This is a genomic window from Belliella buryatensis (assembly GCF_900188245.1).
Taxonomy (GTDB): domain Bacteria; phylum Bacteroidota; class Bacteroidia; order Cytophagales; family Cyclobacteriaceae; genus Belliella; species Belliella buryatensis.
Map to the genome: position 1 here is coordinate 129,319 of NZ_FZOK01000009.1, position 13,505 is coordinate 142,823.

The window sequence follows — 13,505 nt, forward strand, 5'->3', positions numbered from 1 at the left end:
TATCCCAAGATGCACTGCGATTGGTAAACCTATTTTCAAGGGATATAGTTTAGCTGTTTGATTAATGATGCGAGGAGCATTGATTTAGCTTTTCTGTAGCTCCTTGGCTTTGAGTTCTTCAAGTTCCTCACCTGTGACAGTAGATTTCAATCCAGAAAAAATAAGCTGCCACCAATAGTTAAACATAGATTTGTGCTTGACTCTTCGTGCATAAACAGGTCCTTTTCTGAGTGCTCCATTTTTCTTTGGATTTTGGGACTTGATGATGACTTTACTGGCTAGAAATGAACCTATTTTTCTAAGGATATTATTGTCTTTTTGGTAATCTTCATTCAAAAGCTCAATTTCTAAATCATCATACCGGACAATCACTTCTCCATGACCATCATCATCATTTGCATAAATATTAAAGTCAAGCCTCTTGATCACCCCTGATTTGAGACTTACTTTTGCTTCAGGTTCTATCATGGTATTGACTTCACTGAGGGCCATTTGGCCAAGTGTTCCTCGCAGGTGAAAGTTACCTAGGCTATCATCTAGCGCATAGCTCAGTGCAAGATCAATTTTTCCTTTCCCCATCAGTAGCGCATTAGCTTTGAGTGACAACTCATTGCTTTCTAGCCCATTTTCTAAGTTACTCAACTCACTAATTTGCGCATTCAAGTTGGAAAAGAAAAGGTGTGCTGTTTTTGGTGTGCTTTTTTCTGGCTGTTCTTCTACTCTCAGGTATCCATTGTTCAAAATAGTATTTCTAATTGCCATAGGAACTTGGATTGTCTGAAAAATTTCGTGAACCATAGCAGGTCTCCTTTCCATATCTTCAGGTATTTTTTTGTTATTAAATACCTCAAGATGAATATGGCTGATTTTTAGACTATCAATCTCTATAATTCCTTTTTTGAGAAATGACTCAAAGTTCATTCCTACGATATCCATTTTACCTTCTTTGAGTTGGAGCCATGGCTTTCGCAATTTGAAAGCTTGTGTATAAGGAAACTTATCAAGCTTGTTGATAACTGAAAAATTTCCAATAGACAAGCCTTGGTTTCTGGTGTCAAAAAGGAGTTCTTGGATAGCAACTTTTTGCCTGAACTCATCAAAATGTAGAGACACTTCATCGATTTCTCCATGAATAGCTCCTGCGCCAAAAAGTGAGTTAGGGTTGGATATATCTTCTTTGGTAAAATGAAAGTTTTCAGCATTTACTGATAGCTTCTCTATGGTAAGTCTAGTTGAATCAGATTGGAGGTCTTTATTCTCTAGGTTAAAATTCTCAAGTATGATATGGTTTGCTGCTATCAAATCATAATCTTTCCTCTCCTTTTTCTCAGAAATGTTTTCTAGATAGATAGAGTCTATTGGGGGAGTGATGCTTTTAATTAGTAAATTTTTCAGATTGGCAGAATCGATTGCTATGGTATTGTTGAAGAGAAAATTCTTCCATTTGAATCCAGTAATTTTAGCATGACTGAGGTGGAGGTCAAAACTTGCTTGTTCTAAGCGTAATTCTTCGGTAGGTTTGATTTTGATATCTTCAATATCCAAATATGTTCCAGCATAATTGTAATCTAATCTTATTTTCCCAAAACTGACATGGTGATTTTCAAATCCACTCGTCCTAGTAATCATGTTGCTGACAATGGTATCGGCATTTTGATTCAAATAGACGTTGATCATATATGGGATCCCTCTCAAAGCTAGGATTAGAATGACCAAAGCGATTAAGGCAATTATTGTCCATTTCTTCATAAAAATTCCCTGAAAAGTTAAGGTTGCAGGGTATGAATATAGAAAAATTTAGGACTTTCTGCAATCAGTCCTTTGACACATAGACTTTTCCTTTACTAAGAAGCTTGTGATAGCCTTATATCGGAATTTGGATTATGTAGGCTTTTCCTCTTGCAGTTCTCAACTTATCTGAGCGTAACCAAGGGTTGTACAGTTTCAGAGATTTGTAATTACTTTTGTGTTTGATTGCCCAATCGGAGAGATTACTAATATTATCGCTCACTACTATTTCTCTGAAATCAGGCATTTGATAATAATCGTCTTGCTTGAGGTTGAACCCGTATTTTTCTGAATTTTCAAAAATTTCCTTGAATGCCAAAAGTCTGAATACATATCGACTTGTTTCATCATTGAGAAGCAGGTCATAATAATTATTTTGCTTCTGTTCAGATTTTCTTCTCGAAAGTCCACTCATGCCCATATTGTAACTTGCAGCAACAGACGTCCAGTTACCAAACCTACTGTAAGCGGATTTGAGGTATTTACAAGCCGCAAGCGTAGATTTTTCGAGATGGTACCTTTCGTCTACATCATTGCTCACTTCTAGGTTATACTCTTTGGCTGTATTGGGCATAAATTGCCAGAAACCCCTTGCTCCTGCAGGAGAGACAACATTCATCAGCCCAGACTCAGCCATGGCGAGGTATTTGAAATCTTCAGGTATTCCGTTTTCTTTCAGGATTTTTTCTATGGTTGGCAAGTATTTTCCTGATCGTTTCATTAATAAAATCATATTGGATTGCCAATAGGCATTCACATAGATTTCGCGTTCAAGTCGCTCTTTGACATCTTCAATATCTAAAGGGACATTTTCTCCAGCAAAGCTAATTTCTTTTGGTAATTCAAAAAGCTTGGCTCTAGCATCTGGGATCTGTATCCTGATATTTTCACCAGTTTCTTGTTGAAGATAGATCTCTTCATAGGGAACTTGAGGCTCATTTTGCTGCCTTGAAGACAACAAAATGAGCCCAAAAAGGAGGACTATGAGTCCATAGATAATGAAAAGATGATACCTTCTCAAAATTAATAGTTTGGTGATAAGAGATATTTGCTGTAGAAATCATCGATCACTTTTACAGCATCTGTTGGATTGTCAACGATAGAGAATAGGTCTAAGTCTTCCGCATTGATATTTTTCTCTTCTAGCATCGTGTTTTTCAGCCAATCCACCATTCCAGACCAATATTTCTTGCCAACAAGAACTATTGGGAACCTTCCTATTTTGTTGGTTTGAATCAATGTGAGCGCTTCAAACAACTCGTCTAATGTTCCGAACCCACCAGGAAGGACTATGAAACCCTGGGCATATTTGGTGAACATCACTTTTCTTACAAAGAAGTAGTTGAATGTAATCAACTTGTCTGGATCGATGTAGATGTTGTTGAATTGCTCAAAAGGGAGTACAATATTCAGACCTACTGACTTTCCATTTTCAGAATGTGCTCCTTTGTTGCCAGCTTCCATGATACCTGGACCACCGCCAGTGATAACACCGTATCCATGTCTCACAAGTTTGGCAGCTATTTCTTCGGCCATTTTATAATAATGATGATCTCTTGGTGTCCTTGCTGAACCAAACACTGAGACGCAAGGTCCGATTTTAGCCAACTTTTCAAACCCCTCTACAAATTCAGACATCACTTTGAAAATCGCCCAAGAGTCGGCACTCTTGATTTCGTTCCAATCTCTTTCCTTGAAGGCTTTACGGATTCTTTCTTCTTGTTTTGGGTCTATGTGACCATTATTTTCACTCATAATTTTTGATCTTTTATTAAAAAACGATTTAAAGTGGCTCAAAAGTTATTTTAAGCTCGTAAAGTTAGATTTTTCTTCTTGAGAAGGAAAACAAACCTTGGTAATAATGAATTCTTATTAAAAAAAGTTGCATTCAAAAATACTTGTTGCTTTAGATGAGTAGAGGTATTACTTTCGCAGGCTTTTATTTTCGATCCTATGAATTTACGTGAAAAGTCCCTGGAAGTCAGGAAGGTATTTGATGAACTAGATATTGAAATCAAGTCCTTCATGCAGACCAGTCAGCTCTCTTGTATAGCAGGCTGTGGGGCTTGCTGTGCCAATCCCAATGTACATGCTTCAGTGCTGGAGTTTCTGCCTTTGGCATTTGATCTCTATGAAAAAGGAAAAGCAGAAAAAGCACTTGAGTTACTTGATGAGGTTGGAGAAGGAGCTAATTGCATAGTCTATAAGTCATTCAGTGCGGATGCGAAGTCTGGATTTTGCTCAGATTATGCCAACAGGGGCATGATTTGTCGCTTATTCGGTAGTGCTGCAAGAAGAAATAAAGAAGGAAAAAAAGAACTGATTACCTGCAAAATCATCAAGGAACAAAAATCTGAAGCATATCAACAAACTGCTGCTGCCATCAAGGAAGGTGCAGCTGTCCCATCGAGTGGGGATTTTTATTCACAGCTATATAACATTGATTTTCAGTTGACCAAGGAGCAATTTCCAATCAATATTGCAATAAAAAAGGCATTAGAGACAGTTATGACTTATATGTTTTATACTGAAAACAATGAGCCTGAGGGTATAGATAATTTTTGATGCCAGCTTTTTACTGTATATTGTAGTCAATTGTAAAAAAAGAATTTTTAAATAACTATATCTATGCTGAACGTTTCAGAAATCGTACAGACCATCAAGCAGCTGATAGAAGTAAGAATTCAGCTTGTCAAAAATCAGATCGAGGAACAATTTTCAGAGATCTTGTCTAGAATCTTTATACTGATTTTGATGGGATTAGCTTCTTTGATGATCTTATTGTTTGCAAGCATATCACTGGCATTTTATATTGGAGAGCAGCTCTACTCACCATATATGGGCTTTTTGTATGTGAGTTTGTTTTATTTACTCCTTTTTGTGTTTCTATATTTATTGAGAGAATCTGATGGAATATTATCATCATTCAGGGCTTTTTTTAGAGCTTTTTTATTCCGTAACAAAAAGAAATAAGTCATGCAGGATGATTTGAAAAAAAAAGCTGAAGAGCTTGAGCAAACTTTACAAGCACAGATGAACTTGCTTAAATCTGATTCTCAAGATTGGGTAAAGGTTGGTGCAGGAGTCTTTGTGGGTGGCTTGGTTGCATTTGGTCTTGTCAGTGCTTTTAAGGGAAAGAAAAATAAGAAAACTAAGAAAGTCATGGCTGTGCTCGAAAGGGAAGGATTGTTGGATGAGGAAATCGCTGAAAAACTCACAGCAAAAAAGCAATCTGGTTTTATGGGCAGGTTAGCAGCGGTGCTGATTCCGATGGCGATTGCTTATGGCAAAGATCGTTTCTTAAATAATTACCTTCAATCTCAGGAAGATGAAGATGAAGCATAGTCCGGTCACAGACAAGATTTTGTCTAATTATCAAGAAGGAAGAAAGGCTGTGGCTTGGCTAATTGACCCTGATAAGGTTGCGAATAAAGTTGATTTTCATGCTCAGCTTGAGAAAGCAAAAAGAACCAATCTTGATTTTATTTTTATTGGTGGAAGTTTAGTTGAAAATAATTTCAGCAAAGAGATCATCTCCATGATCAAAGAAATAGATGCTTCTATCCCTGTTATCTTGTTTCCAGGTAATGCAAATCAGTTTACCCCAGAAGCAGATGCTATTTTGTTTCTTTCATTGATTTCAGGCCGTAATCCGGAATTTCTGATTGGGCAGCATGTGACAGTGGCACCTTTATTGGCTAAGAGCAAGATGGAAGTATTACCTACAGGCTATATGCTAGTAGATGGCGGAATCACCACCAGTGTGAACTATATTTCTCAGACTATTCCTTTACCCAACGATAAGCCAGAGCTTGCGCTTGCAACTGCTTTGGCGGGTTCATTTTTGGGTTTGAAGTATTTTTATTTGGATGCGGGTAGTGGTGCTCAAATACCTGTTTCTAGTTCCATCATTCAAGCGATCAAAGGTCAAATTGATGCTCCATTGATAGTAGGTGGAGGGCTCAATACCCTTGACAAAGTAAAGTCTTCCTTCAAAGCTGGGGCTGACATTATAGTAATTGGTAATGGCGCAGAAAAAAACCTCAGCCTGCTGACTGAGGTTTTGGAATATGTACATGTTCTGAATTTATCCTTGAACATTAATTAAAGATTCTCTTCTCCGCATTTTTCCTGCTGGCAAGCCATACATCATTTTGAATCTGCGACAGAAATAGGCAGTGTCTTTGTAGCCCACTTCCTTACCGATATCTCTGATGCTCTTTTTAGAAGTTCTAAGTAACTCAACAGCAGCTTCCATTCGCTGATATTCGATATAGTCCTGTGGATTGATTCCTGTTAGCATTTTGAAGTATTGGCCTACATAGTCCTCTGATACATTGGCCACCTTTGCCAATACTTTATTAGAAAGATCACCACCGATGTTCTTTTTGATGTAATTGAACATCTCTATTAGTCTTGGATCTTTGAAATAAGTACTATTGGTAGAAAGCTCCTCAACGAATAGTCTGTTTTTGAGAATGTGACGGACGATTTCTATTACGAGTAATTCTGTGAATAACTTCAAAACACGCTCTTTACCTGGAGTATGTTGTTCTGATTCTTTGACGATATCCTCTAGTATAGTTGCTATCTGATCATTGAATCGGATTACAAATGGAGGTATGCCTAAAGAATTGAAGAAGTTTACTACATCAAAGACTTTCGCCTCAAAATTTACGATGGTGACACAGTCTTCATCAGCATTTTTGATGTCTTTGAAGCTAATCGTTTGCAGGTATTTTCTTTTGTTGTCCAAAAATGCTTCATTGGTTAAATCTGTTTTTTTGGAAACAGCACCAAAGGATATATTGGTTTTTCTACCTGCTGGGATAAAGAGGATTTCCCCCTCATTGACACCCTCTCCATCCTCGGAGAATTTGAGTGATCCTTTGTGTAATAGGATAGCTGTGTTTTCTGAATCATTAAAATCTGAAATGCTTACAGCTTTCTCAACTTTGTAGTTATTGCCCTTTAAGAAGCGCACTCCTACTGATTCGATGACTTTATTGTAAAATTCCATGAATAAAGGCTTTGTGGTTTTATTGTAAAACTAGGATAAAAATTTTATTCACAATGGAATAATTTGATAAAAGTTTCATGTAAAAAAGAAAAAGGGCAAAAAAATTGGATTTTTTGCCCTTTTTTAGACTCGAAAATTGGATTATCTTAAAATACCACGGGATATAACTATTTTTTGAATCTCGCTTGTGCCTTCATAAATCTGTGTGATTTTGGCATCTCTCATCAGACGCTCTACGTGATATTCTTTTACATACCCATAGCCGCCATGAACTTGGACTGCTTCCACAGTCACTTCCATAGCTACTTGTGAAGCATAAAGTTTTGCCATGGCTGAAGCATGTGAGTAGTCTTTACCCTGATCTTTTAGCCATGCGGATTTGATTACTAAAAGTCGAGCAGCTTCTATACTTGTAGCCATATCAGCTAGCTTAAACTGGATCGCCTGGTGCTGACTGATTGGTTTTCCAAATGCTTTTCTTTCTTTGGAGTAAGCCAAGGCTAACTCATAAGCGCCGGACGCTATACCCAGTGCTTGAGCAGCTATACCAATTCTTCCTCCATTGAGTGTTTCCATGGCGAAATTAAACCCAAACCCCTCTTCACCTATACGGTTTTCCACAGGAACTTTCACATCTGTAAACATCAAAGAGTGTGTATCAGAACCTCTTATACCGAGTTTGTCTTCTTTTTTTCCAATGACAAATCCATCCCAACCTTTTTCGACAATAAAGGCAGAGATGCCTTTATGACCTTTGGCTGGGTCGGTTTGAGCGATGACTAGATATACGCTAGCGGTGCTGCCATTAGTAATCCAATTTTTGGTACCATTGAGAATATAATGATCTCCATCCTTGACAGCTTCTGTTTTTTGAGAAGTAGCATCAGAGCCTGCTTCTGGCTCAGATAGACAAAATGCACCGATGATTTCTCCTGTTGCCAATGGTTTCAGGTATTTTTCTTTTTGAGCTTCTGTACCATATTTTTCCAAGCCCCAGCAGACCAAAGAATTATTCACAGACATAGATACAGATGCTGAAGCATCGATCTTGGAGATTTCTTCCATTGCCAATACATAGGAGACTGTATCCATACCACCACCATTGTATTTTGGATCGACCATCATGCCCATGAAGCCTAATTCTCCCATTTTTTTGATTTGTTCGTGGGGAAACTTAGCCTCAGTATCTCTATCAATGACACCAGGCAATAATTCAGTCTGTGCAAATTCCCTCGCTGCGTCCCGCACTGCTAAGTGCTCCTCTGTATAGTCGAAATTCATATATATATTTGGGTTAAGTAATTTTCCGCTTGAAAGATAATTCAAAAAAATAAGAGGCACAATTACTTGCACCTCTTATGTAAACTGATTTGTAAGATTTTGGTTTCCGTTTTTTTAGTCTCTATTTCCGAAGAAAATAAAGATGTAATAAGCCAATGTAGCCAAGGATGCTAAGGCTGCAACTACATAAGTCATTGCTGCCCATTTCAATGCGTCTTTGGATATTGCATATTCTGAGCGTGTGACGATGTTTCTCTGGTCGACCCAAGCCAAGGCTCTTCTACTCGCATCAAATTCGACTGGCAATGTCACTAATGTAAATAGCGTCATGATACCATACGCACCGACAACAATAAAGCCGACGATTTCATAAGGAAGCCCGATAAAGAAACCACCTAACAATGAAGCTATCAATACGATATTTAGAATTTTACCACTTGCATTTTGGATTGGTACCATAGCAGAGCGCATTTCTAACCAGGTGTAGGCAGTAGCGTGCTGAATAGCGTGACCACACTCGTGCGCGGCAACTGCTGTAGCGGCAGCATTTCTGCCATAATATACATCTGGGCTTAAGTTGACCGTTCTATTGGCAGGGTTGTAGTGGTCAGATAGCTGACCTTCTACACAGTGTACAGCGACATCACGGATATTGTTATCCGCAAGCATCAATTCTGCGATCTCTTTTCCTGAAAGGTTTGCTTGAAGCGGAGTTTGAGAATACTTTTTGAATTTGCTTTTCAGCCTGTTGCTCACCACGAATCCTAAGACTCCGAATACAACGACGATAAGAATAATCATAGCTTTTGTTTTATTTTAAACTGCTTGTCAATACGAATTTAAGAAGTTTTGGGTTCTTTGTTTGCAGTGATTTTGAAGAAAATACCGAGAGCCAACAGGCCAATGGCAATAATCGTCAAAACTTGAGAGCCATGAATGATGGCTGCAAAGATTTTCCCTTGTTCTTCTGATAAACCATACCTGATCAAAATAAAGGCCACAAGTGCGTGAAAGGTTCCAATACCTCCCTGTACCGGCGCTATCATGCCAATACTACCCATTACCATGACCATCAATACTGAGCTAGGTGACAGACTGGCAGTAGAAGGAATAGCCAGTGCTACTGTATACATGGTAAAATAGTAGGTAAACCAAATCGTGATAGAAGATGCCCAAAATCCCACTTGATTTTTCACTTTGCTTACAGAGCTGACTCCTTTGATCAAATCTCTGATGAAGTGCCTAAGCTTTTTGATCAAACTATTGTCCCTGTATCTTTTGAATAAAAAATAAAAAAATAAAAACGCAATAATTAACCCTCCGATAAATAGTGGTAAGGTGTTGCTTATTTTAATTAATGAGTCTTCTAAAGAAACCAAGTCAGCAATCAAGCTTAAAAAAAGTGACCGTTCTAGAAAGAAGGCCAAAAATATTGTAGAGGCCATAAAGAGCAAGTCGATGGTGCGCTCTAATATGACTGTACCTAATAGTTTGCCCAATTCTGACCCTTCAGTTTTCTGTAGCACGCCACAGCGTGCTATTTCTCCAGCTCTAGGAATAATTAAGTTAGCTAAATAACCGATCATCAAAGCCCAAAAAGCACGAACGGTTTTGACTTTACTCTGCTCATTTGCGTCAATCATCAGCTTCCATCTCCAAGCACGGAGCCAAAAACCCCAAAGAGCAATTAAAATTGAAGCGCCCATCCAAGTCCATGAAACTTCTGAAATTACTTGAGCGAGTTCCTGAATGCTGATATCCTTGTATAAAAACCAAAAAATCCAGATCGCTACTCCTAGAGATAGCAAAATCTGGATCCATTGTTTGATGCTGAGTTTCAAAATTTAGATGACTTTATTGTGATCGTCTGGAAAGATGACTACAGGTTTGTATTTTTTGGCTGCCTCGAAATCCATGGAAGCATAAGAAATGATGATAACTACATCTCCCACTTGTGCTTTTCTCGCGGCTGGACCATTGAGACAGATCATTCCACTTCCTCTTTCACCTTTGATCACGTATGTTTCCAGTCTTTCACCATTGTTGATGTTGACGATCTGGACTTTTTCGTTTTCAATGATATTGGCAGCATCCATCAGGTCTTCATCGACTGTAATGCTTCCTACATAGTGAAGCTCGGCCTGTGTGATTTTTACCCTATGGATTTTAGATTTTAATATTTGGATATGCATGACTCAAATTTTGCGCAAAACTAATCAAATTATTTCGAGATTGTCTATCAGCCTCACTTCACCGATATATGCTGCGGTACAGATCGATACTTTCTTTTGGTTTTTGATCCCTTTGAGTTTGATCAAAGTATCGGTATGGACTAATTCAAAATATTCCAACCTGGCTTGGGGCTCGTCGTGGAATCTTTTTGTGATTTTTTCTCTGATCTCAAACCAATCTTCTCCAGCTAATAGTTCATCTTTTGCAAAAAGCATACACTTGTAGAGGATCGTTGCCGTAAGCCGATCTTCTTTGCTAAGTCGGATATTTCTTGATGACATGGCAAGCCCATCATTTTCCCTGACGGTGGGCACTGTGATGATTTCTACATCAAATGAAAGATCGGAAACAAGCCTTTTGATGATGGCAACTTGCTGCAAATCCTTCTGACCGAAGTAGGCTTTGGAAGGTTTAACAATATTTAACAGTTTGGAAACCACCACTCCAACACCATTAAAATGACCCGGTCTAAAGGCTCCTTCTAGGGTTTTATCAAGGTCTCCGAAGTCCATTTTTAGGAGAGTTTCGGCAGGGTACATTTCAGAAACACTTGGTAAAAAGACAAAATCTACTCCATTTTCTTCCAAAAGTTTAAGGTCTTCTTCTAAAGTAATTGGATACTTTTCGAAGTCCTCTTTGTTATTGAACTGGGTAGGATTGACAAAAATAGAGACAATTACTACTTCAGAAGATAATTTTGCATTTTTCACTAATGACAAATGACCTTGATGGAGGGCACCCATAGTGGGAACAAAACCTATGGTTTTTTGGCTTTTTCTAAGAATGTCTAGAGCTGATTTTACTTCGTTTTTGGTCCTGAGAATATCCACGATTTGCCTGAGTTGTCAAATATAAAATAGCCGCAAAGCTATGTCATTCCTCAGAAAAACAATGGATTTGCGGGATTTTTTTTGTAACTTTGTAGTCCCGTATTATCCCTCAACAAAAAATAACAAGACATGTCCAAACTTCGTATCCTCTACGTTGCAAGTGAAATCAATCCATTCCTCCAAACTTCTGAAGTTGCCAATTTCGTAAGAGCTTTGCCTCAGGCGATGCAAGAAAAAGGTATGGAAATTCGCATTCTTGTTCCTAGATTTGGCTTGATCAATGAAAGAAAGAACAGGTTGCACGAGGTAGTGAGACTTTCTGGAATCAACATTGCAGTTGGTGAGGAAGAAAAACCATTGATCATCAAAGTGGCTTCTATACCCAATGCAAAGCTTCAAGTTTATTTTATAGACAATGAAGACTATTTCCAAAGGAAGAGCGTTTTCCACGACAAGCAGGAAAAGTTCTACGAAGACAATGACGAAAGAGCCATTTTCTTCTGCAAAGGTGTAATTGAAACTGTGAAAAAATTAGGATGGGCTCCTGATGTAGTGCATTGTAACGACTGGATGACCAGCTTGATTCCAATGTATTTGAAGACCACCTACAAAAATGAACCTTTGTTCAAAGATACAAAATCGGTATTTGCTATTTATAATACCGGATTTAGCCATAAATTTGGCGATGATTTGTTTGAGAAAGTTAAGATGGTCGATATCGACGATAACATTTTGGCTCCTTTGAAATCCAAAGACTATGAAGGTTTCCTAAAAATTGGTATGGAATATGCCGACATGGTCATCAAAAGCGAGGATATCTCAGATAAGTTGACACAATTAATTGAAGATTGCTCTAAAGACAAGAAGTGTGAGATTAACAGCGAAGAAGACGAACAACTTTTTGAAAGTTACTACAACATCTATACTGACCTGGCCGGCTAAAGCGGTTGCAGGACTATTTGTCACATTATCCATCGCGAGTTCTTGCAGTGATCCCTCCAGTATCGGATTGGACTTGGATCCCAACAATAATCAGATAGGGGTTTTCTATGCAGAAATACCCCTTTCTGCTTCTATGGTTTTGCTTGATTCTTTCAATACCACCAATGCGGGTGCTATGGTGATCGGAGGAGGCACAAGTGAATTCTTTGGGTTTACTGAAGGGATAGGTTTTTCAAGACTAGCCATCAATCCAGCAGGATCAAGACCTGAGCAAAATGCAGTTTTGGATTCTGTGAAATTCAATTTTCAAATTGAATCAGTGATTGGTGATAATTTAAGTACACCTAAAAGTATTTCTGTACACTTGCTCAACGAGCGGATACTAGATACGACCTATTACAATTTTGATCGTCTGGAATTTGATCCTCAACCAGTAGCGCAGGGGAGCTTCAATTTTGCTAATAGACAAGATACATTGGTCTCTGTCCAAATGGAAAGTGATTTTTCTCAATTTATTTTCGATGAATTGAAAAAAGGAGATGCATTCAGGGATATTTTTGCTTTCAGGAATTTGATTCCAGGGATTGCCTTTCAGGGTAATACAGATGAAGAGGCATCTACAGCAATAAGAGTAGGCAATTCCACAGGCATCATAGTGTATTACAAAAATGAAGGAGATACTGTTTCTAGAGGTTATTCTATTTCAACCGCTCAATCTCGTCATTTCAATTATGTGAATAGTGACAGAACAGGCACTCCAACAGCCATCATAACGCAACCGGGACAATCCTATGATGTAGGAGCTAGGGTGGGTATCAAATCTAACGTTGGCTTGTTATTAAGATTGGATACTAGTCCAATAGATGCATTTCTAGATACTTTACAGAATGTCACATTCAATGATATAGAATTGGCAATAGGCCCCTTGAAAAGTAATATTGCAACCAACAGGCCTCCTACTTCCATGATTATGTTTTTTGCTAGCGAGGACAATACCATTTTGACTGGTTCAGAAGGACAAGAGTTTTCTGTGCAACAAGAAGGCAGGCCTCAGTTGATTACTGAGAATGGCGTGGCTAGACCAGCAACTTCGGCACCTACTTATCTTGCTTACAGTAGCAATTCTAATCTTTATAGACAAAAGATGACATCTTATATGAACGCTGTTTACAGATTAGGTTTACAACGTAATGATTTATTGCTTTATCCAGCTACTCCACAACCAGGCTCAGGAGATATTTTCAAAAGATCCTTTAGAGAGTTTGTAGTAGATCAAAATGATATCAAACTTAAAATTTATTATTCTAAAATTAGGGCATTTTAGTCGACTGATTTGAGTTAGAATAAATCTAAAAAACCCATGCTATGATTTCGTTGAAATAGTTTTATCAAATTGAGATTTTAGGTTGGGT

Annotated in this window: 15 protein-coding genes; 6 read left to right on the forward strand and 9 right to left on the reverse strand. The window is 38.2% G+C overall.

All coding sequences use genetic code 11. The features are described 5' to 3' along the window. Positions 1 to 84: 84 nt before the first annotated feature. From CHB66_RS10740 to CHB66_RS10750, 3 genes are all read right to left on the reverse strand, one after another. Positions 85 to 1,749, reverse strand: coding sequence for a hypothetical protein (locus CHB66_RS10740; protein ID WP_089240753.1), 1,665 nt, complete (start codon positions 1,747 to 1,749; stop codon positions 85 to 87). 115 nt (positions 1,750 to 1,864) lie between these two features. Continuing rightward, entirely contained in the window at positions 1,865 to 2,809 is a 945-nt protein-coding gene (locus CHB66_RS10745; RefSeq protein WP_089240755.1) for a lytic transglycosylase domain-containing protein, read from the reverse strand. Positions 2,810 to 2,811: 2 nt separating this feature from the next. Beyond that, entirely contained in the window at positions 2,812 to 3,543 is a 732-nt protein-coding gene (locus tag CHB66_RS10750) for an LOG family protein (RefSeq protein WP_089240757.1), read from the reverse strand. A gap of 198 nt (positions 3,544 to 3,741) precedes the next feature. Between CHB66_RS10750 and CHB66_RS10755 the strand changes: the two genes are divergently transcribed. From CHB66_RS10755 to CHB66_RS10770, 4 genes are all read left to right on the forward strand, one after another. Beyond that, positions 3,742 to 4,353 carry a YkgJ family cysteine cluster protein gene (locus CHB66_RS10755; protein WP_089240759.1) on the forward strand — a complete coding sequence of 204 codons (612 nt, stop codon included), beginning with the start codon at positions 3,742 to 3,744 and terminating at the stop codon, positions 4,351 to 4,353. 63 nt (positions 4,354 to 4,416) lie between these two features. Next, complete coding sequence (locus CHB66_RS10760; RefSeq protein ID WP_089240761.1) at positions 4,417 to 4,761, forward strand: phage holin family protein; 345 nt, start codon at positions 4,417 to 4,419, stop codon at positions 4,759 to 4,761. Between the two features lie 3 nt (positions 4,762 to 4,764). After that, the gene (locus tag CHB66_RS10765; RefSeq protein ID WP_089240763.1) at positions 4,765 to 5,133 is read left to right on the forward strand and encodes a hypothetical protein; all 369 of its coding nucleotides are present in this window, start codon (positions 4,765 to 4,767) and stop codon (positions 5,131 to 5,133) included. Beyond that, positions 5,117 to 5,896, forward strand: a complete 780-nt coding sequence (locus tag CHB66_RS10770) for a geranylgeranylglyceryl/heptaprenylglyceryl phosphate synthase (protein ID WP_245812705.1) — start codon at positions 5,117 to 5,119, stop codon at positions 5,894 to 5,896. Before CHB66_RS10765 ends, CHB66_RS10770 begins: the two co-directional genes overlap by 17 nt. Here the strand turns inward: CHB66_RS10770 and CHB66_RS10775 are convergent. The 6 genes from CHB66_RS10775 to panC all read right to left on the reverse strand — a co-directional run bounded on the left by CHB66_RS10775 (position 5,876) and on the right by panC (position 11,151). Further along, on the reverse strand, positions 5,876 to 6,808 hold the full coding sequence (locus CHB66_RS10775) for a helix-turn-helix domain-containing protein (protein WP_089240765.1): 933 nt from the start codon (positions 6,806 to 6,808) through the stop codon (positions 5,876 to 5,878). The two genes, CHB66_RS10770 and CHB66_RS10775, sit on opposite strands and share 21 nt — an antisense overlap. Positions 6,809 to 6,949: 141 nt before the next feature. Continuing rightward, on the reverse strand, positions 6,950 to 8,089 hold the full coding sequence (locus tag CHB66_RS10780) for an acyl-CoA dehydrogenase (RefSeq protein WP_089240767.1): 1,140 nt from the start codon (positions 8,087 to 8,089) through the stop codon (positions 6,950 to 6,952). Between the two features lie 114 nt (positions 8,090 to 8,203). After that, positions 8,204 to 8,890 (reverse strand): zinc metallopeptidase, encoded by a 687-nt coding sequence (locus tag CHB66_RS10785; protein ID WP_089240769.1) that lies wholly within the window; start codon positions 8,888 to 8,890, stop codon positions 8,204 to 8,206. Positions 8,891 to 8,928: 38 nt separating this feature from the next. Beyond that, positions 8,929 to 9,930, reverse strand: coding sequence for a lysylphosphatidylglycerol synthase transmembrane domain-containing protein (locus CHB66_RS10790; RefSeq protein WP_089240771.1), 1,002 nt, complete (start codon positions 9,928 to 9,930; stop codon positions 8,929 to 8,931). 3 nt (positions 9,931 to 9,933) lie between these two features. Next, a complete protein-coding gene (gene panD / locus CHB66_RS10795) occupies positions 9,934 to 10,281 on the reverse strand; it encodes an aspartate 1-decarboxylase (RefSeq protein WP_076498422.1) in 348 nt (115 codons plus the stop codon). A gap of 24 nt (positions 10,282 to 10,305) precedes the next feature. Further along, positions 10,306 to 11,151 carry a pantoate--beta-alanine ligase gene (panC, locus tag CHB66_RS10800; protein WP_089240773.1) on the reverse strand — a complete coding sequence of 282 codons (846 nt, stop codon included), beginning with the start codon at positions 11,149 to 11,151 and terminating at the stop codon, positions 10,306 to 10,308. Positions 11,152 to 11,280: 129 nt separating this feature from the next. Between panC and CHB66_RS10805 the strand changes: the two genes are divergently transcribed. Together CHB66_RS10805 and CHB66_RS10810 are read left to right on the forward strand one after the other, a co-directional pair. Next, a complete protein-coding gene (locus CHB66_RS10805; RefSeq protein WP_076498425.1) occupies positions 11,281 to 12,093 on the forward strand; it encodes a glycogen/starch synthase in 813 nt (270 codons plus the stop codon). After that, positions 12,053 to 13,417: a DUF4270 family protein gene (locus CHB66_RS10810; RefSeq protein ID WP_245812706.1), complete on the forward strand. Its 1,365-nt coding sequence runs from the start codon at positions 12,053 to 12,055 to the stop codon at positions 13,415 to 13,417. The genes CHB66_RS10805 and CHB66_RS10810 overlap by 41 nt, the downstream gene beginning before the upstream one ends. Positions 13,418 to 13,505: the final 88 nt, after the last annotated feature.

Coding starts and splice junctions, on each gene's coding strand:
- CHB66_RS10775 (WP_089240765.1), bottom strand. CDS start 6,808: ATGGAATTTTACAATAAAGTCATCGAATCAGTAGGAGTGCGCTTCTTA.
- CHB66_RS10750 (WP_089240757.1), bottom strand. CDS start 3,543: ATGAGTGAAAATAATGGTCACATAGACCCAAAACAAGAAGAAAGAATC.
- CHB66_RS10785 (WP_089240769.1), bottom strand. CDS start 8,890: ATGATTATTCTTATCGTCGTTGTATTCGGAGTCTTAGGATTCGTGGTG.
- CHB66_RS10740 (WP_089240753.1), bottom strand. CDS start 1,749: ATGAAGAAATGGACAATAATTGCCTTAATCGCTTTGGTCATTCTAATC.
- CHB66_RS10755 (WP_089240759.1), top strand. CDS start 3,742: ATGAATTTACGTGAAAAGTCCCTGGAAGTCAGGAAGGTATTTGATGAA.
- panD (WP_076498422.1), bottom strand. CDS start 10,281: ATGCATATCCAAATATTAAAATCTAAAATCCATAGGGTAAAAATCACA.
- CHB66_RS10805 (WP_076498425.1), top strand. CDS start 11,281: ATGTCCAAACTTCGTATCCTCTACGTTGCAAGTGAAATCAATCCATTC.
- CHB66_RS10765 (WP_089240763.1), top strand. CDS start 4,765: ATGCAGGATGATTTGAAAAAAAAAGCTGAAGAGCTTGAGCAAACTTTA.
- CHB66_RS10760 (WP_089240761.1), top strand. CDS start 4,417: ATGCTGAACGTTTCAGAAATCGTACAGACCATCAAGCAGCTGATAGAA.
- CHB66_RS10780 (WP_089240767.1), bottom strand. CDS start 8,089: ATGAATTTCGACTATACAGAGGAGCACTTAGCAGTGCGGGACGCAGCG.
- CHB66_RS10770 (WP_245812705.1), top strand. CDS start 5,117: ATGAAGATGAAGCATAGTCCGGTCACAGACAAGATTTTGTCTAATTAT.